The organism is Pseudomonas petrae (assembly GCF_021728295.1).
Taxonomy (GTDB): Bacteria; Pseudomonadota; Gammaproteobacteria; order Pseudomonadales; family Pseudomonadaceae; genus Aquipseudomonas; species Aquipseudomonas petrae.
This window is the reverse complement of record NZ_JAKJXE010000011.1, coordinates 161,781-180,767: the sequence shown is the minus strand read 5'-3', so window position 1 is coordinate 180,767 and position 18,987 is coordinate 161,781. Positions and strand designations below refer to the sequence as shown.

The 18,987-nt window shown below is 55.9% G+C and carries 30 protein-coding genes and 1 pseudogene; 17 read left to right on the top strand and 14 right to left on the bottom strand.

Annotated features, from left to right (window positions below; translation table 11 throughout):
• Positions 1-71: 71 nt before the first annotated feature.
• From L4G42_RS19760 to L4G42_RS19740, 6 genes are all read right to left on the bottom strand, one after another.
• The gene (locus L4G42_RS19760) at positions 72-671 is read right to left on the bottom strand and encodes a DUF4326 domain-containing protein (RefSeq protein WP_237249967.1); all 600 of its coding nucleotides are present in this window, start codon (positions 669-671) and stop codon (positions 72-74) included.
• On the bottom strand, positions 668-1,111 hold the full coding sequence (locus L4G42_RS19755; RefSeq protein ID WP_237259209.1) for a DUF488 domain-containing protein: 444 nt from the start codon (positions 1,109-1,111) through the stop codon (positions 668-670). Before L4G42_RS19755 ends, L4G42_RS19760 begins: the two co-directional genes overlap by 4 nt.
• A gap of 8 nt (positions 1,112-1,119) precedes the next feature.
• Entirely contained in the window at positions 1,120-1,689 is a 570-nt protein-coding gene (locus L4G42_RS26435) for a dual OB domain-containing protein (RefSeq protein WP_419789390.1), read from the bottom strand.
• A 287-nt stretch (positions 1,690-1,976) separates the two neighbouring features.
• A complete protein-coding gene (locus tag L4G42_RS19750) occupies positions 1,977-2,348 on the bottom strand; it encodes a hypothetical protein (RefSeq protein WP_237249964.1) in 372 nt (123 codons plus the stop codon).
• Positions 2,345-3,325, bottom strand: coding sequence for an integrase domain-containing protein (locus L4G42_RS19745; protein WP_237249963.1), 981 nt, complete (start codon positions 3,323-3,325; stop codon positions 2,345-2,347). The genes L4G42_RS19750 and L4G42_RS19745 overlap by 4 nt, the downstream gene beginning before the upstream one ends.
• Before the next feature lie 510 nt (positions 3,326-3,835).
• Positions 3,836-4,126, bottom strand: a complete 291-nt coding sequence (locus tag L4G42_RS19740; protein WP_237249962.1) for a DUF6124 family protein — start codon at positions 4,124-4,126, stop codon at positions 3,836-3,838.
• 762 nt (positions 4,127-4,888) lie between these two features.
• Between L4G42_RS19740 and L4G42_RS19735 the strand changes: the two genes are divergently transcribed.
• Complete coding sequence (locus L4G42_RS19735; RefSeq protein ID WP_237261123.1) at positions 4,889-5,869, top strand: ImmA/IrrE family metallo-endopeptidase; 981 nt, start codon at positions 4,889-4,891, stop codon at positions 5,867-5,869.
• On the top strand, positions 5,870-6,514 hold the full coding sequence (locus L4G42_RS19730) for a hypothetical protein (protein WP_237261121.1): 645 nt from the start codon (positions 5,870-5,872) through the stop codon (positions 6,512-6,514).
• Between the two features lie 2 nt (positions 6,515-6,516).
• On the opposite strand, the gene L4G42_RS19725 is transcribed toward L4G42_RS19730, so the two are convergent.
• From L4G42_RS19725 to L4G42_RS19700, 6 genes are read right to left on the bottom strand one after another with little or no spacing between them, the layout of a single operon-like run.
• Positions 6,517-7,665 carry a site-specific integrase gene (locus L4G42_RS19725; protein ID WP_237261119.1) on the bottom strand — a complete coding sequence of 383 codons (1,149 nt, stop codon included), beginning with the start codon at positions 7,663-7,665 and terminating at the stop codon, positions 6,517-6,519.
• Complete coding sequence (locus L4G42_RS19720; protein WP_237261117.1) at positions 7,662-7,868, bottom strand: DUF4224 domain-containing protein; 207 nt, start codon at positions 7,866-7,868, stop codon at positions 7,662-7,664. Before L4G42_RS19720 ends, L4G42_RS19725 begins: the two co-directional genes overlap by 4 nt.
• Positions 7,855-8,253, bottom strand: coding sequence for a hypothetical protein (locus tag L4G42_RS19715; RefSeq protein WP_237261115.1), 399 nt, complete (start codon positions 8,251-8,253; stop codon positions 7,855-7,857). Before L4G42_RS19715 ends, L4G42_RS19720 begins: the two co-directional genes overlap by 14 nt.
• Positions 8,246-8,410 carry a hypothetical protein gene (locus L4G42_RS19710; RefSeq protein ID WP_237249955.1) on the bottom strand — a complete coding sequence of 55 codons (165 nt, stop codon included), beginning with the start codon at positions 8,408-8,410 and terminating at the stop codon, positions 8,246-8,248. Before L4G42_RS19710 ends, L4G42_RS19715 begins: the two co-directional genes overlap by 8 nt.
• Positions 8,400-8,603 carry a hypothetical protein gene (locus tag L4G42_RS19705; protein ID WP_237249954.1) on the bottom strand — a complete coding sequence of 68 codons (204 nt, stop codon included), beginning with the start codon at positions 8,601-8,603 and terminating at the stop codon, positions 8,400-8,402. The genes L4G42_RS19710 and L4G42_RS19705 overlap by 11 nt, the downstream gene beginning before the upstream one ends.
• Positions 8,600-9,298, bottom strand: a complete 699-nt coding sequence (locus tag L4G42_RS19700; protein WP_237261112.1) for a hypothetical protein — start codon at positions 9,296-9,298, stop codon at positions 8,600-8,602. The genes L4G42_RS19705 and L4G42_RS19700 overlap by 4 nt, the downstream gene beginning before the upstream one ends.
• 177 nt (positions 9,299-9,475) lie before the next feature.
• Here L4G42_RS19700 and L4G42_RS19695 point away from each other — a divergent pair, with 177 nt between their 5' ends.
• Positions 9,476-9,838: a hypothetical protein gene (locus L4G42_RS19695; protein ID WP_237261110.1), complete on the top strand. Its 363-nt coding sequence runs from the start codon at positions 9,476-9,478 to the stop codon at positions 9,836-9,838.
• A 119-nt stretch (positions 9,839-9,957) separates the two neighbouring features.
• Here L4G42_RS19695 and L4G42_RS19690 read toward each other — a convergent pair.
• Positions 9,958-10,197, bottom strand: a pseudogene (locus tag L4G42_RS19690) (response regulator transcription factor); the annotation flags it as partial.
• 134 nt (positions 10,198-10,331) lie between these two features.
• On the bottom strand, positions 10,332-11,051 hold the full coding sequence (locus tag L4G42_RS19685; RefSeq protein ID WP_237261133.1) for an XRE family transcriptional regulator: 720 nt from the start codon (positions 11,049-11,051) through the stop codon (positions 10,332-10,334).
• A gap of 105 nt (positions 11,052-11,156) precedes the next feature.
• On the opposite strand from L4G42_RS19685, the gene L4G42_RS26430 reads away from it, so the two are divergent.
• From L4G42_RS26430 to L4G42_RS19615, 14 genes are all read left to right on the top strand, one after another.
• On the top strand, positions 11,157-11,477 hold the full coding sequence (locus tag L4G42_RS26430; protein WP_419789389.1) for a helix-turn-helix transcriptional regulator: 321 nt from the start codon (positions 11,157-11,159) through the stop codon (positions 11,475-11,477).
• A gap of 129 nt (positions 11,478-11,606) precedes the next feature.
• On the top strand, positions 11,607-11,918 hold the full coding sequence (locus L4G42_RS19675; RefSeq protein ID WP_237259313.1) for a DUF3077 domain-containing protein: 312 nt from the start codon (positions 11,607-11,609) through the stop codon (positions 11,916-11,918).
• Positions 11,915-12,148, top strand: a complete 234-nt coding sequence (locus tag L4G42_RS19670) for a hypothetical protein (RefSeq protein ID WP_237249945.1) — start codon at positions 11,915-11,917, stop codon at positions 12,146-12,148. The genes L4G42_RS19675 and L4G42_RS19670 overlap by 4 nt, the downstream gene beginning before the upstream one ends.
• Positions 12,145-12,606 (top strand): Cro/CI family transcriptional regulator, encoded by a 462-nt coding sequence (locus L4G42_RS19665; RefSeq protein WP_237261106.1) that lies wholly within the window; start codon positions 12,145-12,147, stop codon positions 12,604-12,606. The genes L4G42_RS19670 and L4G42_RS19665 overlap by 4 nt, the downstream gene beginning before the upstream one ends.
• Positions 12,603-12,854 (top strand): hypothetical protein, encoded by a 252-nt coding sequence (locus L4G42_RS19660; RefSeq protein ID WP_237261104.1) that lies wholly within the window; start codon positions 12,603-12,605, stop codon positions 12,852-12,854. Before L4G42_RS19665 ends, L4G42_RS19660 begins: the two co-directional genes overlap by 4 nt.
• Positions 12,851-13,339 carry a hypothetical protein gene (locus L4G42_RS19655; protein ID WP_237261102.1) on the top strand — a complete coding sequence of 163 codons (489 nt, stop codon included), beginning with the start codon at positions 12,851-12,853 and terminating at the stop codon, positions 13,337-13,339. Before L4G42_RS19660 ends, L4G42_RS19655 begins: the two co-directional genes overlap by 4 nt.
• Positions 13,336-14,097, top strand: coding sequence for an ORF6N domain-containing protein (locus L4G42_RS19650; protein WP_237261100.1), 762 nt, complete (start codon positions 13,336-13,338; stop codon positions 14,095-14,097). The genes L4G42_RS19655 and L4G42_RS19650 overlap by 4 nt, the downstream gene beginning before the upstream one ends.
• On the top strand, positions 14,094-14,405 hold the full coding sequence (locus L4G42_RS19645; RefSeq protein WP_237249941.1) for a hypothetical protein: 312 nt from the start codon (positions 14,094-14,096) through the stop codon (positions 14,403-14,405). The genes L4G42_RS19650 and L4G42_RS19645 overlap by 4 nt, the downstream gene beginning before the upstream one ends.
• Positions 14,402-14,998, top strand: coding sequence for a hypothetical protein (locus L4G42_RS19640; RefSeq protein WP_237249940.1), 597 nt, complete (start codon positions 14,402-14,404; stop codon positions 14,996-14,998). Before L4G42_RS19645 ends, L4G42_RS19640 begins: the two co-directional genes overlap by 4 nt.
• Complete coding sequence (locus L4G42_RS19635; RefSeq protein WP_237261097.1) at positions 14,995-15,822, top strand: helix-turn-helix domain-containing protein; 828 nt, start codon at positions 14,995-14,997, stop codon at positions 15,820-15,822. Before L4G42_RS19640 ends, L4G42_RS19635 begins: the two co-directional genes overlap by 4 nt.
• Positions 15,819-16,601, top strand: coding sequence for an ATP-binding protein (locus L4G42_RS19630; protein ID WP_237261095.1), 783 nt, complete (start codon positions 15,819-15,821; stop codon positions 16,599-16,601). Before L4G42_RS19635 ends, L4G42_RS19630 begins: the two co-directional genes overlap by 4 nt.
• The gene (locus L4G42_RS19625; RefSeq protein WP_237261093.1) at positions 16,598-17,974 is read left to right on the top strand and encodes a replicative DNA helicase; all 1,377 of its coding nucleotides are present in this window, start codon (positions 16,598-16,600) and stop codon (positions 17,972-17,974) included. Before L4G42_RS19630 ends, L4G42_RS19625 begins: the two co-directional genes overlap by 4 nt.
• Complete coding sequence (locus L4G42_RS19620) at positions 17,967-18,254, top strand: hypothetical protein (protein ID WP_237261091.1); 288 nt, start codon at positions 17,967-17,969, stop codon at positions 18,252-18,254. The genes L4G42_RS19625 and L4G42_RS19620 overlap by 8 nt, the downstream gene beginning before the upstream one ends.
• Positions 18,251-18,634: an antiterminator Q family protein gene (locus L4G42_RS19615; protein ID WP_237255048.1), complete on the top strand. Its 384-nt coding sequence runs from the start codon at positions 18,251-18,253 to the stop codon at positions 18,632-18,634. The genes L4G42_RS19620 and L4G42_RS19615 overlap by 4 nt, the downstream gene beginning before the upstream one ends.
• The last annotated feature ends 353 nt before the right edge of the window (positions 18,635-18,987 follow it).

The following is an 18,987-nucleotide window of genomic DNA, read 5'->3' as shown; positions in this document are numbered from 1 at the left end:
CGACTCAGATTGCATCGCTAACTGATTGACTGGTTTCAAACCCTGCGACTTCATATCTATACTGGTGACCGTTATTCGCCGTCATCTTGCGAGTTGAGATATTTTGCGATGACATCCCCGTGGCAAGCTGCTGGCTTGCAATGACAACCTAGCGTCTTACCTCTGAGCTTCTCAATGTTTACATCAAACTGTTCAGGCAGTTTGAGAAAGCGCTTTTCAAAATCATAAGCAAACTTAGCGATTACCTCTTCGCGTGTACCCTCTATGCCCATTTGATAGGGGTTGCCCCATAAAGTCCCCCTCCCGATGTAAACATCATAGCGCTCGCTTGAATCTTTATTTGAGACTTTGGTAATCTTTAAGTTTATGGTCCGTATCGGTATTTTTTTATCAAGCAACTGATTGAATAGAGTGAAAAAGCAATTTCTCTCTTCGTCTTGAAACAGAATTGCATGTGTTACCTTATCCAAGGCAGCTTCGTCTGAAGTAAAACACGTCGCCTGGAAGCCTTTCGACTTCGAATAGTCGCAAATAAAATTGTTTTCGTCGCGAATATAAAGCAGTTCTACCTTTTCAAGAGCACTGAGAATTTTCTCAACTTTTCTTTCGAATTTTGAATACGAAAGAAAGTCGCTAGGATACGCGATTAATATTTTTGCCTCTTTACTCATACTAGATCTCTGACAGTTGCATCAGATTTACCCCACGCTTCTTTTAGATAGTTTGCCACTAAACGACGATGGCATTGATGTGGGAGGTGTTCACTGCAGAGTAAACAACCTTCGTTAATTATATCTAGCTTTACGTGTTTCTCTATGTTTCGCTTCGACATGAGATTGAGAAATTTTTCCTCATATTGTTGCCAGGAAATTTCTTTTTTCTGGTATGGCGATAAAATTTCTTTGGTCGGTGCAAGATCTGGGATGTGAACGTAATCAACGTCGCAAATTTCTTTTAGAAAATATTTTAGATCATCTTTTTTTGCAAATCCGGAGAGCTGAGATACGTTGTTCAAGCGGACGTCTACAATTCGTTTTGTCCCTGAAAGCTTGATTAATGCAAAAAAACGCTCAGCTTTTTTTTCCGTGAATCCGATTGTGAATATTTTCATCTGCGGCCTCAAAATACGTGGGCTACTAGTTTGTAGCTATCCCCGATCTCCGCAGGCAATCTCTCGCCCAGGCTGATCGTCATACCTCGAACATTTGTAAGTTCATAGGTTCCGTGGTTTCTACCTCGATATTCCGCTTGAATTTGAGCATCCGTAGCGGTTAGGGCGTGTTCAACTCCGTTGTATTCAAATAGCACTCTGACTTTGATGTCTCCGTTGTGCTCGGGCCCTACTCGAACCCGCGGATTCTGAGGATTGATCAGACAGAGTGACGTCCTAGGCTCTTGCAACATAGTCCTATCAATTTTGTCATTCAAGCCGTAATGGCTCCTGCTTCCGTTTTCCCAGAGGGTATCAGGCTGATCCAACCAGTTGCCAATCTCAGAATTCTGGATTTCTCCGACTTTAGTCCATCTCGCGCCCGAGATGATCATATTTTCACCTTGGAAGGTGCCTTGTTCGCGACCTGAAAATTCGATTCGAATGATGTCACGAACAGAGGCGTATTGACCTTGACCGTAATCCATCTCAGGGAATTGAATCTGTCGCTGCCCCGCCGTACGACCAACTGGCCTGATTCACCGTCCGGCATACGGTCCGGAGTAAACCTTCCCGGCGATACAGCGTCCACCGTGCTTCCACGAGTTAGCCAAGCAAACAATATCGTACTGATAGGGCATTGGATCCTTCCTTGTATGATGGCAGTGTGCCTTCCTTAGATCCTCGCTTGTCGTGTGTTCAGAAGCAAGTCCGCTTTGGTTTGATCTTTCTTCGTACGCCTGCTGTGCCGACGTAAGCTTCGGTGTCTGAAACCGAAAATAGATGGTTCTAACGCCCATTCGTTCTGCTTCAGGCTGTTAAGCGATCACAGCCCGTGGTTGCATTTCGAGGAGCGTAAGGGGATAGGTCTTGGTTTCGTAGAACCACCTGAGGGATCACGGATGACCTGTTTCTCGTCTTGCCTAGGGTCGAAGTGCCAGGACTTTCTCAAGCGATGGACAAGCAAGCGCACGGTCAGTAGGTAGTAATAGCGCGTCGATTCGGCGTTTCGGTTCACGCGTTGGCTTAGAAACCATGCGAGATGCTTTTGCTGCCACGTCCAAGGATTGTCGCGTTGCCAGCGATCAGCTATTGCTGTTTGGATAGCCTTCGCCTGACGCAGATGGCGTTGGCGCGTGGAATGAGATCCAGTCAGGACGCCCGTCAGGAACAGCTCCATATCGAATGCCTTACTCATGCTCTGCTCCCCATGTAAGCAGAAATTACGTCGATACGACCGTGCCCTAACTCATAGCTGATTTGTGCTCGGGCCTCCTGATCGAGGTGTCGGTCGAGTTGGTAACAACTGCCACCGTTGATGGGCGCAGGATGCTGGGTGATTTGCTCATAGCGTTCGCATGCAAAGGCCGCCCGTAGTTCATGAAAGCCTTTGAGGTTGTGCGTATGGAGAGTCTCCCGTGCGGGGCGAACGAGTACCTGTTGGAAATCGCGGTAGCTTTCGTGCAGAGCTAACTGGTTGCGGCTACCGTCAGGCGAGACTTGAAGGGCGAATGCCAGTGCGTCGCGGATGTGTTCATCCACCGTTATCCACCGAGGGGCCGAGGCTCCCGAACGGCCACCTTTGGTGCCGTCCTGGATGTTGATCCTCCCGAGTTGCTCGGCTTCCCGTTGCAGTCGAGGAAGGTCGGCCAAAATGGCCTCGCGTAAGCGCATTCCGGCGGCTCGCGCCAAGTGCACGATGGCGGCGGCGCGTGGCATTTGGTGTTCGCAGAGTACGTCAACGATCCGTTTCACATGTTCGCGGTCTTGGCCTTGCGGCACCGATTGACGAACACTGATGCGCCGCATTCCCAACGCCTTGCTTGGACTCACGACCTTCACATACTGATCACCGCGAAGCGCGGCCATGGTCCGGTTCACGCTGGACAATCGGTTTTGCGCGGTGGCGATGCCTAGAGCGCTTTGTTCGACTTGCTGACGCAGATATCCGGCGTATTCCAGCAAGGTCTGCCGATCAATTTGCCGTGCATCGTTAAATCCTGGTCCATCCTCCGACCGACACCACCGAACAAACGCCTGCCAGCGATCACTGTGCGCTTTGACCGTGCCGTAATGTCCGCAGCCAAATAGATCTTTCAGCGCCTGCGGCCCGGCGTAGCTCAGTTGCCGGCCATAACCAAAATTGAGCCCATCCCGATTACCGACCAACGCCATGATCAAACTCCTCTCGAAGCCAAAATCTTTGAAACCTTCCCCACGTCATCCCGCCAAGAATGTTGAGTGTTATCAGGGATCAAGGCCCCTGCGACCTGTGAGGGTTGTTCACTAACGCGGGACTGGCGGCTCTTTACGACCGGTAGTTTGGGTATCTCATGATGTGGCCTCCTGAACACCTCTGAAGAAGTGGGCGGTTGGAGGCTGCACTGGGTGACGAGACCAATGCCGCGAGATCCTGAGTCGGGTAAAGGCAGTGATGCGATGACCGGGGCATGCCTGACTGTCAGTCAGGTGCAGTCCATTCCTTCGGCTGCGGCACCATCATCTAGATCACTGTTGCTGGTGACTTCGGTGTTTGTCACGCCGATTGTCACGAGGAGGATGCCCCAAAGCCTTGTGCGAGTCGGGCTGCAGCAGCGGTAGGAGCGCCCGTCTCTTTCCGGAAGAAAGAGACGGGCGCAGGTTGGCGCAAGGAAATGCCTACGCGAATAGATCGCAGCAGGGCAGCTACAAAGACGAACCGCCCACCTTGGCGATCGACACCTCAATCAACGCCCGCGCCGCATCAAGCTGATGCACCACCGAGCGCGCCAACGGGCGGAATTCCAGCGTGCAGTTATCTGCGACTTCGTAGGCGGTGGCTGCGGCGCAGGCGAGGTATTCGGAGGCGGTGGGCAATGCGTCCTCAACTCTGACGCCGGGCTTGACCGAGAACAGGCTCAGGTTGCCGAGGTTGGCGTTGGTGCAGGTTGATTGTGGGGCGGGTGTTTCGGGTGGGTGAGGGGTGGATCTAATCATGGTGTCTCTCCTGACTTGGATGAGACCGACACTGTTCGCGACTAAACGAATAGGTGGCGGCTGTACGCGGGTTAGTCGACCGGGAAGTCAGGCACCCGGCGCACCCGAAGGTGCCCCTCGTACAGCCACCATAAAAGGACAGAACCGATGTCGATGACAGCGGCTCAGGTTATGGGGCGTTACGCGCCTGACGTGTTCGGGCGACTAAACCCGGTCGTTGTTTGCAACGACACGCGGGAAGGTAGTCGCCGGATCAGACACGTTCAAGCGGTCGAGAGGATATCGCTTAATTTCAGAAGCGTCCTACGGGATTTGGGACTTTTTGTGGGGGTTGGGCGGCGAGGTAGGACGGGTAGTGCGGCGGAGGGCGCTTTCGCGGGCAAGCGCGCTCCTACGGGGATTGGCGGTATGGCATTTGGCACAAACAAAAAAGGCCCACCTTTCGGTGAGCCTTTTTGCTAAATCTGGTGCCGGCACCAGGAGTCGAACCCGGGACCTACTGATTACAAGTCAGTTGCTCGGAAGCGCAAAATCGCGGCCTCCAGCACATTTCATGTACGCGAGGGTCGGGCTTTTAGCCCCGAAGGGGCCGGTCCGCTCGGCCAATGTACGCGACAAAATGCTATCAAACGTGGAATCTACCTGTGGATAACTGCGGGAAATGATATCATTTCGTCTAATTACCGTGACTCGCAGACCTTTTAGCCGTCTAACCGGTATCAAGGGCACCAGCTCATCAGTCCGCTCATAGGAGGAGGGATCATGACCAACATCCAAAGCATCTACTCTGCCCTGCACACCCACGGACTGTCTAAGAATCATCTGTCTCGCATCATGCCTGATTGGTGGTCAGCGGAGGTTGAGGCGACGCCGGGCGGGGCGCAGCGCGCGAAGATTTACCTGGTGAAGGCTCTGAGCCTTCAGATTCGTGCGTTCAGTGAGAGCCCCCCAAGGGTGGAATTCGACTTGCCTGGGGAGAAGCGCTTCAAGCTCTCTAGTAGGACGTCAGAGACGGACGTTGAGCTTGCAGTTGCAATCGCTCGGAGCGCGTCTCGAATCGCGATCAACGCTCTGGATCGTGACTTTGTCCAGCCTTCACCAAGCGCCTCCGCGATCAGAGATTACATCCTTGGCACCGGTGCAAGGTGGGTAGGGCTCACCGAGCTATTGGACGTTTGCTGGGCGTACGGCATTCCTGTCCTGCATCTAGCATCGCCCCTGCTCGCCAAGAAAAAAATGGACGGAATCGCGATGTCCATTAATGGACGGCCTTCCATCGTCCTCTCAAACATTCGCAAGAGCGGGTTTTTGCTGTTCCATCTCGCTCACGAAATTGGACACATCGCCTTAGGCCATCTTGGCGAAAACGGGGCGATCGTAGATGACGATTTTGAGGAACAGGCCAAAAACTCAAAATCGGCGGATGAAGTCGCGGCTGATAGGTTTGCTTTGGAACTGTTGACAGGCAATCCTGACTTCACACTTGCATTGCCTAAAAAGATGAAGGCTGGGCCGCTTGCTCGGTTAGCTGAGTCTTCAGCAGTCCAAATGAAAATTGCTCCGACTCACCTTGTAATGAGTTGCGCTCACGGCGATCCGGGTTACTACGCTCTCTACGTTGGCGCGGCGAACTTACTAGGCGCTGAGGTCTCGGATCAGTCGGTGGTTACAGGGAAAGTATTCGAGCAGTTACCTGAGCTTGATCCGGATGCTGAGCACCTTCTCCGGAATCTTATTGCATAAATGATTCTGCTCGCTGACAACGACATCCTTATCATGCTTGCCCAGTGCGATCTCATTGATGAAGCACTGGAGGTGTTTCAGTGCGGGCTTAGCGATTGTTTTGTTGTCGGTGCCGCACCTTATTCGCTTTACCTAAGCAACCCTCAAAAGTGCTATGACAAGCGCCTGGGCAATCATGCGGCATTTGATCGGCTGGCTGGCCTGGTTCATTCCTGTCAGAAGCTCGGTGCTGCAGATGAAAATATCGATTTGCTTGAGGCTTTATCGCGAATTGATGGCGTTGACGATGGTGAGTTAGAGCTGTTCTTGCACACCGACAGTCTTCATCGCCATCAGCAAGCGTACGTCTTGACCACGGGCGACAAAAAATCCCTGCGAGCCCTTTTGTCCTCAAACTGTGTACATGCTTTCCCGTCGCTCTGTCAAAAAGTCGAGTGCCTAGAGTCACTCCTGCTGAAAGTGATTTCTCTTTACGGCCATGCCCACACAACTATGAAGGTGGGAACTGGATATGCCACCACCACCAGAGAAGACAGGTTTGATAAGGTTCTACGAGTCGCATTTGGTAACGGCTGTGATGAAGCCTCTACCCGCAATGCACTCAACTATTACATGAAGGATGTCGCATACTTCATAAGGCCTTGAGTTTATTCGGCTGACGGATTTACGGTCGGTACGCTCAGATCGTACACGTCCATCATCGACTCATCCTTGTGGCCAGAAGCCTGTTGCTTGTCCGCCCGGGTGCCGAGGGTGTCTGTGATGCCTTTGCGCTTGAAGTCGTGCATTCCGAACCGCTGCTCCTCGGTCAGCACCTTCTTCTCGATCGCCTGGGTAATCAGTCGCTGGAATGCCGTATCGAGGCCGGACTTCGAAAGCTGCCCGCCGCTGGCGGAAACTATCAGGAAACGCTGCTCCGGCCGAAAAGGGACTGGCTTCTTCATTTGCTGCCAGGTGCGGGTTCTCTCTGCCTTGGCGGCATCCCACGCCGCGCGCAGCCTTGGCGTCCAACGCACGATGTTGTCCCGGCTACCTTTGCGCCGGTTGGTGAGCACGCCTTCTTCCAGCTCGTTCTCGTCGGTCAGCGTGATTGTCTCGATACCGCGCAGCCGACACAGGTAGCCGATCTCCATCACATACCAAAGGTACGGCGAACACGCGCCTTTCTCCCCGCGCTTGAGCTGGCCTTGCTGGTGGGCGAATTTGATTAGGTTGACCATCACAGTCGAGTCGGGAAGCCGGCGCTGCTTGCGTTCTTTCGGCGCCTCGATGCCCTTGACCGGGTTGTCAGTTACGAACCCGCGATTGCGACCCCATTGCATCAGCCGGCGAAGGTAGCGCAGGGCGTGTGCTGCCTTTGATGGCGTCCCTTCCTGGGCGATCTTGTCAATGACCCGTTGCACCATCGCAGGTGTGAACTTGCGCACCGCCAGCTCGCCCAGCGGCTTGCCCAGCTTCGTCGGGAACGTGAGAAGAACATCGCGGGAGTAGCAGTAATCCTCCTGAGTTTTTTTGGCGAGATCAGTGCATTGCTGACTTTTGTGAAACTCGTCGCAGAGGTACTGCAGGCTGTCGCGGTCGACGCCGTTGCGCTCTTCGATGAGGCGGTGCAGTTCCGACAGCGTGACGTTGGCAGCACACAGATTCGTGCGCTGGCGCCGGCCGGCCTCGTTGAAATAAAGCGTGTACCAGCAACCCGATCCACGGTGATCGAAATAGACGTCGCGCGGAAGCGCGGTCTGGTCGATGTGCTTGGGAATATTCGGGTTGTGCTGCCGCTTCCTGCCTCGCTTCATACGATCTCCGCGTCGTATTTGTCCTGATCGACTGGCTTCAACCCGCCTGCCTGATTCACCAGGTCAACGGTTGTCCACGGCCCCCTACGACCGAGGAAGATGCGAATCCCTTCCCCTCGGAGCGCCCGCTCCACGTCAGAACGCCGCGTATAGCCGGTGATCCGCTGCAACTCCTCGAACTCCAGCACGTTAGCTGCGCTCATGGCCGCCTGCCCCTTCCTGACGCGTCAGGTTTTCTGTGTGCAATGAAACTGATGCGTCACGGCTGTGCGTCACGCGAACCGGAAAGGCCTCGCCCTCCCACTTGCCCGGCGCTCCACGGATACGTGAGCGGTCGACGTACTTGTGAGGTCGTTTGCTGCTGAATGCCTGTGCGCAAGCGTCGAACCTCTCGGATTCCTTCTCGATCGCGATCAGCGCCTGGCCAGCCTGCGAGCCGATCTGCACCCAGCCCAACTTGTCGCGGCCGAAGTTCTCGGTCTTGAACAATCGGTAGCGCTTGCCACTGCGGCTTTTAGGCGAGCTGCTTTCGGTGTTCATGAAGAACTGCACGCCATCCTGCCGGGCGGTTAGGACCGTTTTAGCCATGGCGCGCCTGCTCCAATTGATCGAGGATCGCCAACACCATCGCCGGCGTTGTCAGCTCTTCGAACCGCTCAAGCGCCCGCTCAGCGTCGTGCACAGACTCGAATTGCTGGGCGACCAAGGCCTGGCACAGCACCTTCAGTTCGTTGTCACAGCTCATCGTCACGGCCCCCGCTTTCAGCGACGGTGCGCAGCTTCAGCGCGATGCCGCAGGAGTTGGCCAGGCTGGTCAGCTGGCCCACGGTCGTCGCCGGATCTTGCAAGGCCTGGCCGAAGCGAATCAGGCGCTCACCCAAGCTCTGGAACTCGGACTTGAGGTAGAGCTGCGATCCTTGAGGCTGGATGGTCGTCATACTGGCTCACCGTGTTTTTCCAGCAAGCGTTCCAGACGCATTCCGGTGTCGACCTCAGCGTCCAACTCGGCGCCGAAGAAGCATTGCTCCTCCCGCGCAGCGCACAGATCAGTGTCCATGTCTTCCACGCGATTTTTGTCCCGCAACCACTCGTAGCGCTTGGCGTTGGTCACCGTCCTGATCCACTCGCCGATATCGGTGACGCGCACCTGGGCGTATGGCGTTTCTGCTATTACGGGTTTTTCCGTAATTGGATTGGCCTGGGGCGGTGGCGTCAGAAGATCCGGCTCCAGCAGCATTTCCAGCCGCTGCTTGAACATCACCAGCACACGAATCGCCTGACCAGCTGCCTCCCCGGCCATCGACTCATCATCGCCATCGTCGAGCGCGGCCTGCTTGATCGCGTCGGCGACTTGCAGGTACATCGCAGGTACGTGGGCGATAACGCGACGCAGAGCAGGCAGATGATCCTGGTCATGCATAACCGTGCCGCGACGCATGGCAGCCTCGGCGATAACCACCTGGCTCTCCAATTGCTCAGCACGTTCCATCACATCGCCTTCGCCTGCGCTGGCAATGAAGCCGAGCGCACGGCCAACACCCACAGGCATGCCAGGCTTGGCGTAGCGCTGCAGCTCTTCAATCTTTGTGCCGGCGTGCGGGCGCAGTACCAGCGTGATCTTGTTCGTCTGCATCTGAATCTCCTTTCTCCAGGCAAGCCGATAGCCCGCCGCGTTATTTGGCTTTCGCAAAAAAAACTAACTTTCAATTAGTGCCGGTCAGCCCCGGCTTGCTCACCACTGCCCAGGTGACGGACTTTGCGCTAGGCTGAGCGCTCTCACACAACACAGCCAGCAAAGGAGGGCGCAACTTTGGCAGTTTCCGTAGTTGCAAAATTCATCGCAGATGAATGGTTTAAAATCATGACGATTCTTTGTTTTGTGTTGTTCGTGGTGTCCATCACCATCGATTTGAAAGTCGATAACGGTTTGGTTAGCCTTTTCTCGCTTGCCGGGCTGCTTTGGGGCATAGGCGAAATGGCTTGTCGACCCTTTGTATCTGGAATGGCACCGCACCCGTACCAGTTGGGCTCGGTCATAATTAGTGGCAGACCGCGCAGGCTGAACAAGTCAGGCTTCTTTTTATTCTTGCTCGCCATTGTGGTTTCCATACTCGGCTGCATACGGGCATACCCCTTCATCATCTCTATGCTCGACCTAACAAGTATTCGCTGAGCACCGGACTGCGTCCCTATCTGGAGGCGCACGCCGCTGCTGCGGCGTTACGCGATCAGGATGCCGTCGTGGCTTTCGTCGCGCTGATGTTCAGGTGATGGACTTGCTGCGCTGGCGAAGGAGATAAGGCCGCGCTTGAATGCTTCCAAGACCAAACCACGAACAGTCCGAGCGCCGAGCTTGAAGCGTGCATCGTCCAAGCGCTTCGAGACTGACTTCGGCGTGATGCCCATCAGGCGTGCAATCTCCTTTGCAGTGAGGTCGGCAGCTGCATAGGCTGTCGCTTCCAGCTCGCGGGGAGATAGTTCCTTACCGAGAAATCCGGTCCAGGCGCCTGCGGTGATGGTGGTCAGGTTCATGCGTGAAGCTCCTTAACTTGTGAGAGGCAATAATCACGCAACGTGTTTATTTAGTCAATCACGATATGTGATTTATTTTCCTCGGGACGAAAAAAAACCTAGCCCGAGCTAGGTCTATGCTGTGATACGGCCTATCAGACGAGGACTGAGTACCAAAATACTTTGCCGATGATGACTATCTCACCTTTCACCAATGCTTCCGCCCCGTGCTCTTCGTCAGGGTGCTCATCTCGGTTATAGCTGCGCAGCCGCAAGCCGCCCATAGGCAGCCGATAGACCATCTTTACTCGGAGCTGGCCTCCATGATTCAAGGCATACATCTTGCCGTCGATGATGTTGACGGCCCCCTGATCCACGCCCACAGTGCTGCCATTCGGCAAGACGGGCTCCATGCTGTTGCCGCTTACCGTTACGCAAACCGCATCGCTGGGCTGAACACCTTGACGCCTCAAAGTCAGCTTCCCGAAGCGCAGCTTTTTCTTATTAGACTGCTCTACAGCTGTCCGGCCGCTTCCCGCCGACAGCTCCACTTCCTTGAGGAACGGCACATACACCTCGTCATCATCCAAAGGCGTGTCGTCGTCCCAGACGTCGAAGGGCCCTACCAATTCGGCGTTCGAATCAATCTGGTAAGCCTGTTTGGTTCTTGACGTGCCAATTAGGACATCCGCATAGCTTAGTCCTAGCGCCTTGGCGATGATCTCGATGTCGCCTAGGGTCGGCTCTCTACTGCCAGCCTCATAGTTTCCAATTCTTGACTGCGAACTCCAGCCGCAAGCCTGCGCAAGTTTGGACTGAGACATCCCAGCAGCAATTCGTAGTCGCTTTAAGCGTTTAGCTAGTGATTCGTTCATATGCGTGATTTTAATCACAGCAGCATTGGCGGTGTTCTCACTTTTCGTGTTTGACATTATCACAATACGTGTTCATCCTTTTGTGAGGACCCACAGGACCAAGCAATGAATCGAATTCGAGAATTACGCGAGCAATCCGGCGTCTCCCAGGCCGACCTCTATCGCCGCCTCGGTTGGCGGCAGTCGCGACTGGCTAACTACGAGGCCGGCAAGCGAACCCCAAGCCTTAAAGATGCTCGGGAAATTGTTGTCGCTCTTAATTTCCTTTCGGCTACCTGCTCGCTTGATCAGGTGTTCCCGGATCAGTCAGATGATTGCGCAGAAGAACTGCCGACCTTGAGCCAAAAGATACCTGCACAAAGCCATCATCAAAAGGTGGGCGGTTCCGCTGTTCAGGTATCCAGTACGTCGCAGGCGTCCCCATGAATACGCACTAATCCAATTTTTGTTATCTGGCTGACTTTCCTCCAGGCAACAAAAAGCCCGCATGGGAGCGGGCCTTTTAACCACTCCCCTGCAAGGGAGCTTCGTAAATCTTCGTTTCAGGAGAACGATATGTCACGCCCAGAAAATACCACCGGCTCTCCGCCGGCGCAACACCAGATGCTAACTACCGCTGAGAACTTCCATCCAGTTTCCGTGTGTGGAGTCAACCAGCACCTGTTTCAGGTCAATGCAGGCCTCGCGGTCGAGGAGGCAATGAACGCGGCATATGCACTGCTTGATGCCGCAGTAGAACTTGGCTCCGAGGGTATCCATAGCGGGCCCAGCACCAATCAGACAGTAGCTATCCGTTTTCTCGTCCAGGGCGCCCAAGCGTTGATCGGTTCGAGCCTGTGCGCAGTTGAAAGTGGGGTCAGCCAATGAAAACTCCCCGCGAACTCTGCAACAAGATCGAAGCGCGCCTGCGAGTCATCACCGGCTTGGCGCAAATCCTCATCAATAACGACAGCTTTGGCACCGGCACGATCATCGTGCAGGAGCCGCAAATGGGCGCCGAAGATTCAATGATGGTTCACGAAGCCGTTCTGTTGCTGGCCGATCAAGCGCAAGACGAGCTGGTCGACCTGATGAACTCGATGGAGGTGTCGGTATGACTGATCATCAGATTGCACACGATGCGCTTGATCATCTGGAGATGGCCAAGCGGCAACTCCAGCATCTCGAGACAGTTCTATTCATCGCCCAAGGTATGGCGACTGGAAGTCCTCGCCTTGAGAGCCTGCTGAACCTTGGCTGGTTCTACGTGGCCGACGCAGCGAACGTAGGCTCCTGCAATGCGGAAGAAATCGAAGAGCAACTGATGGAGCCCGCGCCACGAAACGCCGAGGTGCCAAATTGTGGCGCGGAGAGTGAGGTTGCCGGCGTATCGCTAGCTGACTTCGCTAAAGGCCGGCAGATCGCAGCCGCGGAGCAGCTCGGTATCACTCAACAGGCGCTGAACACAGCTCTCAAACTGAAGCGCCAGATCCGGGTCAATGTCTTCGATGACGGCCGTGTGGCCGCGGTAGAGGTCAAGACGTTTCCTTCACCTGGTCGGAGGAAACGCAAATGACAGCCAAAAAGCTCTCATTCGACGACTTCGACGACCTGGCTGAGCAGATGATCAATCTCGCTTTCGAGCACTCCACCAAAACATTAGAGCCGGTAGGGGCTGTTCTTGGGGGAGTGATGTACCACCTCGCCCTTGAGGTGATGCTTAACGACTGTCCCGAACATCTATTCCACGCACTCATTACCGTCGCAGCCGATGGCTACCGTGATCTCGGGCGCATGGCGATGGAAGCGGAGGTAGCTGAATGAACATTGGATGGTTTGTTCACGCGCCGACCCACAAGCCCGACAGCCGCTGGGGTTTGTGCGGTCCGTTTCTCATTTCGGAGGAAGGGCAGGAAGCGCTCAGGGTTTTCAAAGCCAATCGGCGCTTCTCAGGTCTTTCACTGGCTTACCGAGTTATCCCCGACATCAGCCAGGAAATTCTGGAGGACTTGTCATGGGCAAAAGCCTGTATGGAGCGCGAGCTAGTGCTTGTCGCGCGCCGCAAGTACACGCCTGACCCAGTGGCCAGCTTTGCCTATCACGCTTTCGTCGAAACGCTTGTCCAGCCTCAAGGGCTTGACCGCGCCGATGACGCATACCGCCGATTTTATCGCCGGCTCAATGGCCTCCTGAATGCAAACCAGATCGGCAAGCAGCAGTTCAATGACGTCGTGGATGCTGCCATCAATGATCAATCGGAACGGCGTCTTGCCGCTAAGCAATCACAGTTCGCGGAGGCCGGCCAATGAATATCGTCATCAACTCCACCGAGCTGCCCATCGTCGAGTACCGCGGCCAGCGCGTCGTTACATTCGCGATGATCGATGAGATTCATGGGCGCCCTGAAGGCACTGCAAGTCGGACGTTCACCACGCATAAGGAAAAGCTGCGTGAGGACGTTGATTACTTCTTGGCAGACGTAAGCCAAAAGGACGTTTTGCGTTGTTTTGGAATTGAAGTACCGAACCGCGGGCTTACCCTAATCGCAGAAGACGGTTACCTAATGTTGGTCAAGCCGTTCACGGACGATCTGGCGTGGGATGTCCAGCGTCAACTGGTTAACCGGTACTTCCGCCCAGCGCCGCCCGCCGAAATGTCCCGCCTTGAACTCTTGGAAATCGCCCTCTCGTCTGAGCGTGAAAAGCTCCGCGTGACGGCCGAACGTGACGAAGCTGTTCGGACCAAAGCCGAGATCGGCAGCCGCCGCGAAGCAACCGCGATGGCCACTGCAAGCGCCGCAGTACGACAGGTGCAAAAGCTCAAGGACGACCTGGGCCTCGGCACCCGCCAAGCCGCCGTGCTGGCGGTTGAGAAGGTTGCAGGACGGAAGTTCGGCGTCTCTGGTTACGTCCCTCTGCGACGCTGGTGCAAGGAGCGCGGCGTAACAGCCCCCAAAGTATTCCACCCAACTTTTGGCTTCGTTCGCTGCTGGCCAGCCGGTGCGTGGCTGGACGTTTATCAAATTGATCTGGCTGACCTGTTTGGCGGCGACGGAGAACAAGCATGAAATCGAAACTCACCCACGACCAACTGATGACTCTCATCGCCGAGGCTGCCATTGATTTCCAGATGGCCGAGATCCTGCGCAATTCCTTGAAGCGCGAGCTCAGCGATATGTACGCGACTTACTTCCAGGCCCACGGCCGTCCCGGCAATGGCGAGCGCGGGCGGTTCGACTTTGAAGACCCCGCCTATCAAGGCGTAGTTCGGTTCACTGAGGGCGCCTACAGCCGTTGGTTTGATCAGCGGACATTGACAACGAAGTTCAAACGCAAGCTGCGCAACCTTGTCGTGCGACTGGAGCGTGCCCAATGAGCAATGTCTTGAGCTTTACCCCGCCAGTTGTTGAAGTGATCGACGAGGAAAACTTCGAGAAGTATGCCGATGCTGCGTTGCTCCTCAAGTGCTTTGAAGTCATCAAAGACACCCTCGATGTGATCTGCGAGCCCGAATACACCATTGAGATGGAGGACGATACGCACATCGCCCTGATCGAGGCGTTCTGGGCAATCAAGGTCCTGTTCAAACGCAAGACCGGCCACGACGCCAAACAGGTCGCGCAGGAGCACTGGGAGGCTATGCGGCGGCACCTGCTGGAAGGAGCTCCTCTGCCAGAACAGCGCATTCCCATCGTCACCGTACCTGGCAATCCTCATCCGCCCAGCGCCTTCGATGACCTCACGAACCTGCAACTGGCGACCGCCAGCCTCAGTTATGCCCGGCGAGTTAGCGAGTCGATTATGACCCACTCGCCGCAGGCATTGGACATGGCGGAGGCGCGGTTGCTGTCGATTGACGCCACGACCGCCATGCACGTCTTGAAGCAGCGCCTGACCGGTGGATCAACCCCGGACGACGCGCCAGCAACGGTAAGGCGCGCTACGCCGGCTGGGGAGACTCTGCATTGAGTATTCAATCAATGGTCTGGGCCCTGGAACAACGAGACATCCAGGATTCCAGCTGTCGCCACGTTCTGCTGTGCTTGGCGAACTATGCAGGATCTGACGGTCGTGGAGCCTTCCCATCGGCGCTGACGCTGGCGAACGATACCGGATTATCCGAGCGCACGGTTCGTTACAAACTCGACGCCCTTGAAGATGCCGGCTTAATTCAGCGAGGGAATCAGGCGATCGCAGCGGCGTACATCGACCGTCATGATCGTCGTCCTGTGGTGTACGACATGGTCGAAAAACGGGGTGCAGCTGGTGCACCCCGCTCCGAACGGGGTGCAAATGAAGACGCAACGGGGTGCAACTCACAACAGAACGGGGTGCAAATAAAGACAGAACGGGGTGCAGAATCTGCACCCAATACGTCATCTATCCGTCAATTATCCGTTAATAAACCAAAAGAACGCGCAGACAAGTCTGCTGCTGATGACGGAACGATCAGGACGGTTAAGTTCGATCCCCTGACAGCAAAGCCTGAAAACGTCAGCGAACGATCATGGGCGGACTATTGCGAGATGCGTAAGTCGATCCGCGCACCTCTGACGGCAGGAGCCTGCAAGATAGCGGCGAAACAATTGGCGAATCACTCTGATCCAGACGCGGTGCTCGACAAGTCGACGATGAGTAGTTGGCGAGGCCTTTTCCCTGAGAGCGTATTGCCCGGCACAAGCGCCAAGAACGGCAAGCCATCCCGTCACACCGGTTTCGACCAGATCGATTACGAGGAAGGGCTCGAGCTGGACGATCAGGGTAACTATCGCATCGCAGGTAACGGCCAATGACCATCAAGCACACAATCGAAACCGCGATGCGTGAGTGCGCGGATCATGGGCAGTTCACTGATTCACTGGTTGAACAGTTCGGCGCTGAGCCGCACTGGTACGGCTGCCCGCGCTGTAACTTTGACAAGCGCCACTCAAGCGACGACGTTGTCCGCTCCGTAGGCGTGACGATCCACCGCGCCAGGCTGATGAACGAACGCCTGCTCGACGCTGGTATCCCGTTGCGCTTTCAGACCTGTTCCTTGGACACATGGGTTGCCGGGCAGGATCAGGAAAAGCTTCGCGCTTGGCACTACGCAACCGGCTACGTTGAGGCTTTCGCCGAAAACTTCCCGCTCGGGCGATCGATGATGCTGCTGGGCCAAGTCGGTACCGGCAAGACTCACCTGGCCGCTGGCATCCTGCAGCAGGTCATCCGCGAGTTTGCCGCCCAAGGGCTGGCAGGCCTCTACACCACTGCGGGCGGGATCATTCGCAGCATCAAAGACACCTTCGGCAACCGGGAGCGCACTGAGTCCCAGGTCTACGCTGACCTGATTGCCCCGCACCTGCTGGTGGTCGATGAAGTGGGTGTGCAGCACGGCACTGACTTCGAGCGAACCGTGCTGTTTGAGGTCATCAACGGGCGCTACGAGCAGATGAAACCCACCATCGTGGTGAGCAACCTGGGCATGGCGGATCTGCGCACTTGCCTGGGGGATCGTGCTGTCGATCGCTTGCGGGACAAAGGCGGTCTGGTGGTGCTGTTTCGCTGGGCCTCGGCGCGAGGTGCCGTATGAGTCGCGATCTGCATAGCATCCCTGCCGAGCACGGTCTGCTAGGCGCGATCTTTGTTGACCCGTCGTTGGTGGATGATATCGCCAGCAAAGTCAGCATCGAGGACATTTACGCGGAAGAGAACGCCGTGTTGTATCAGGCGATACTGGACTGTCATGCCGCCGGCGATCTGATCAACGTAGTGACGGTGTGCGAGTACCGCGAATGGCTGCCCAATGGGGATAGCTTACTGTCTCACGCCGCCCAGGTGCAGATGAACGCTCAAGGTACATCGAGCTGGAAGACCTTCGCCCGCGTGATCCGTGAGCGTGCGATTTTGCGCAAGGTGGTGGAAGCCGCCCAAGCCATCACCGAATCGGCCCGCGAGAATTTGCCTGTCGCCGAAATCATCGCTAGCGGCCAGCAGGCGATGGCCGACCTTCGCGACCTGGACGACGGCGAGCCCGATTACCACAAGGTCAGCGACATCCTGACCACCGTGATCGACGCCATCGACTCCAAGTTCACCGGCAATGCACCGAAAGGGCTGTCCAGCAGCGTTCCTGATCTGGACAAGCTGATTCGTGGCCTTCGCCCCGGCAACATGGTGGTAATCGCTGGCCTTCCTGCGTCGGGCAAGACGATCCTCGGTGTCCAGATGGCCCAGCACGTCACCACACAGCTCGCTGGCGCTGGTTTGGTGTTCAGTCTGGAGATGTCCAAGGAAGAACTCGTCACGCGCAACATAGCGTCTCTGGGGAGCGTTGATCTGACCCGGCTCGATGAGGGGGACACACTGCAGGACGACGACTGGCCGAAGATCACCGGCGCGGTGGACAAGCTTCACAAGGCCCGGCTGTACATCAGCGATCAGGTCGGTATGACGGTCGCCCGAATCCGTTCGATTGCGCGCCAGTGTCAGCGCCGCGAAGGACTGGACGTGATCGTGGTGGATTACATCACCTTGATCGCGGGCGCTGGCGGGCAGAACCGCACGCTCGAAGTCGGCAAGATATCCACTTCCCTGAAGAACCTGGCCAAGGAGCTGAAGGTGCCGGTGATCGTACTGGCGCAGCTGAACCGTGGGCCAACCAATCGCCCGGACAAGCGGCCACGCCCAAGCGACATTCGCGACAGCGGCCAGATCGAGCAGGACGCCGACGTCGTGATCCTGGTGCACCGCGATATGGAAAGCGAAGAGGGCAAGAACGGTGTCACCGAATTGATCGTCGGCAAGTGCCGTCACGGCAAACAGGGCACCTGCCTTGTGCAGCAGCAGGGAAAGTTCGTGCGCTTCGTGCCGTTCGGTGGCAAGCCGCCCAGCGACGAAGAGGTCGAGATGGGCAGGGTGCTGAAGTTCACCGGCCGCACCAAGGGGAGGAAAGATCATGAGTAACGTATCTGCGGACCTGCCGCGTAAAAACATGACGACCGTCGAGCGCAAGTTTCTGAAAGTGGGCAACCGGATGTTGCTCGAGGAGACCCATGGCCGGATCGCATCGGCAGCGCTGATGGATATCGTGTCTGACTGGCACGGAACACCCGGCCAGATAGGATTCGAGGCTTATGCAAAAGCGTGGGTGCTGGAAGGCAACGCCAAAAACAAACACGCCGACAAGCTGCTTCGCGATTTGCTTGGCCTGAATAGTGAACCAGATCCGAGGAAGGCAGCATGATGACTCGCAAACCGTTGGGGCGTCCGTTGGGAGACACCGAATACTTGCTCGAGCAGTGGGGGTGGTGGCGTATGGATGGGATGGGGATTCCCACCTATGTGTCGCCGATGATGGCTGTGATGCGAGACGCAATGCCTGTCGCGGCCAAGTCTTACTCCATCACCGACGACTGGGCGACGGCGATCGATAGCGCCCTGGCCAAGCTCATTGCGCGCGACCAGCAGATCGGGGAAGTCATCTGGTTCTACTTCGGTGCGAAGTGGACGATGGTTCGCGTTGGTAAGCGCTATGGACTGAGTGAAGCTAAAGCTCGGGAGTTGAAACAGGCGGGGGTGGCGTGGATTGACTGCGCCGTCAGGGAGGTCCGCGACGCAGCCTAATGGCGTGTAAAGCTGTCAGCGTGTCTGATAGCTTTACAGGCCCTCCGCGACGTGGCGCGTTTTGACGTCCATCAGTGGTAGTCCACTTGGAACACGAGTGGCTACCTTATATTTTTCGTCCAGCCATGCGACTAGGTCTTCTGCTCGGTAAGGCGCGCGCCCTGGTGTGGCCTCGAGCCGCACCGCAATACGGTCGCGGTTCGTGTCATCGACCTTGTACCCACGGAGCTCAAGGTATTGATCGATGAAGTGCTCAACGTCCCAAGCTTTAGTTACCGAAATGAAAATGCCCGGGAGCTTTCCCGTATAGCGCTTCCTGTCTGAACGATGCCACGGCATATAAATTATCTCTG

Excerpts from the sequence above, each read along its gene's own strand:
- L4G42_RS19740 (WP_237249962.1), bottom strand. The coding sequence starts at position 4,126 with ATGATTAGATCCACCCCTCACCCACCCGAAACACCCGCCCCACAATCA.
- L4G42_RS19665 (WP_237261106.1), top strand. The coding sequence starts at position 12,145 with ATGACTGATCATCAGATTGCACACGATGCGCTTGATCATCTGGAGATG.
- L4G42_RS19650 (WP_237261100.1), top strand. The coding sequence starts at position 13,336 with ATGAATATCGTCATCAACTCCACCGAGCTGCCCATCGTCGAGTACCGC.
- L4G42_RS19710 (WP_237249955.1), bottom strand. The coding sequence starts at position 8,410 with ATGAGCTGTGACAACGAACTGAAGGTGCTGTGCCAGGCCTTGGTCGCC.
- L4G42_RS19655 (WP_237261102.1), top strand. The coding sequence starts at position 12,851 with ATGAACATTGGATGGTTTGTTCACGCGCCGACCCACAAGCCCGACAGC.
- L4G42_RS19685 (WP_237261133.1), bottom strand. The coding sequence starts at position 11,051 with ATGAACGAATCACTAGCTAAACGCTTAAAGCGACTACGAATTGCTGCT.
- L4G42_RS19750 (WP_237249964.1), bottom strand. The coding sequence starts at position 2,348 with ATGAGTAAGGCATTCGATATGGAGCTGTTCCTGACGGGCGTCCTGACT.
- L4G42_RS26430 (WP_419789389.1), top strand. The coding sequence starts at position 11,157 with ATGAATCGAATTCGAGAATTACGCGAGCAATCCGGCGTCTCCCAGGCC.
- L4G42_RS19645 (WP_237249941.1), top strand. The coding sequence starts at position 14,094 with ATGAAATCGAAACTCACCCACGACCAACTGATGACTCTCATCGCCGAG.
- L4G42_RS19725 (WP_237261119.1), bottom strand. The coding sequence starts at position 7,665 with ATGAAGCGAGGCAGGAAGCGGCAGCACAACCCGAATATTCCCAAGCAC.
- L4G42_RS19730 (WP_237261121.1), top strand. The coding sequence starts at position 5,870 with ATGATTCTGCTCGCTGACAACGACATCCTTATCATGCTTGCCCAGTGC.
- L4G42_RS19705 (WP_237249954.1), bottom strand. The coding sequence starts at position 8,603 with ATGACGACCATCCAGCCTCAAGGATCGCAGCTCTACCTCAAGTCCGAG.
- L4G42_RS19755 (WP_237259209.1), bottom strand. The coding sequence starts at position 1,111 with ATGAAAATATTCACAATCGGATTCACGGAAAAAAAAGCTGAGCGTTTT.
- L4G42_RS19660 (WP_237261104.1), top strand. The coding sequence starts at position 12,603 with ATGACAGCCAAAAAGCTCTCATTCGACGACTTCGACGACCTGGCTGAG.
- L4G42_RS19735 (WP_237261123.1), top strand. The coding sequence starts at position 4,889 with ATGACCAACATCCAAAGCATCTACTCTGCCCTGCACACCCACGGACTG.
- L4G42_RS19630 (WP_237261095.1), top strand. The coding sequence starts at position 15,819 with ATGACCATCAAGCACACAATCGAAACCGCGATGCGTGAGTGCGCGGAT.
- L4G42_RS19625 (WP_237261093.1), top strand. The coding sequence starts at position 16,598 with ATGAGTCGCGATCTGCATAGCATCCCTGCCGAGCACGGTCTGCTAGGC.
- L4G42_RS19620 (WP_237261091.1), top strand. The coding sequence starts at position 17,967 with ATGAGTAACGTATCTGCGGACCTGCCGCGTAAAAACATGACGACCGTC.
- L4G42_RS19700 (WP_237261112.1), bottom strand. The coding sequence starts at position 9,298 with ATGCAGACGAACAAGATCACGCTGGTACTGCGCCCGCACGCCGGCACA.
- L4G42_RS19675 (WP_237259313.1), top strand. The coding sequence starts at position 11,607 with ATGTCACGCCCAGAAAATACCACCGGCTCTCCGCCGGCGCAACACCAG.
- L4G42_RS19720 (WP_237261117.1), bottom strand. The coding sequence starts at position 7,868 with ATGAGCGCAGCTAACGTGCTGGAGTTCGAGGAGTTGCAGCGGATCACC.
- L4G42_RS19715 (WP_237261115.1), bottom strand. The coding sequence starts at position 8,253 with ATGGCTAAAACGGTCCTAACCGCCCGGCAGGATGGCGTGCAGTTCTTC.
- L4G42_RS19615 (WP_237255048.1), top strand. The coding sequence starts at position 18,251 with ATGATGACTCGCAAACCGTTGGGGCGTCCGTTGGGAGACACCGAATAC.
- L4G42_RS19760 (WP_237249967.1), bottom strand. The coding sequence starts at position 671 with ATGAGTAAAGAGGCAAAAATATTAATCGCGTATCCTAGCGACTTTCTT.
- L4G42_RS19745 (WP_237249963.1), bottom strand. The coding sequence starts at position 3,325 with ATGGCGTTGGTCGGTAATCGGGATGGGCTCAATTTTGGTTATGGCCGG.
- L4G42_RS19670 (WP_237249945.1), top strand. The coding sequence starts at position 11,915 with ATGAAAACTCCCCGCGAACTCTGCAACAAGATCGAAGCGCGCCTGCGA.
- L4G42_RS19640 (WP_237249940.1), top strand. The coding sequence starts at position 14,402 with ATGAGCAATGTCTTGAGCTTTACCCCGCCAGTTGTTGAAGTGATCGAC.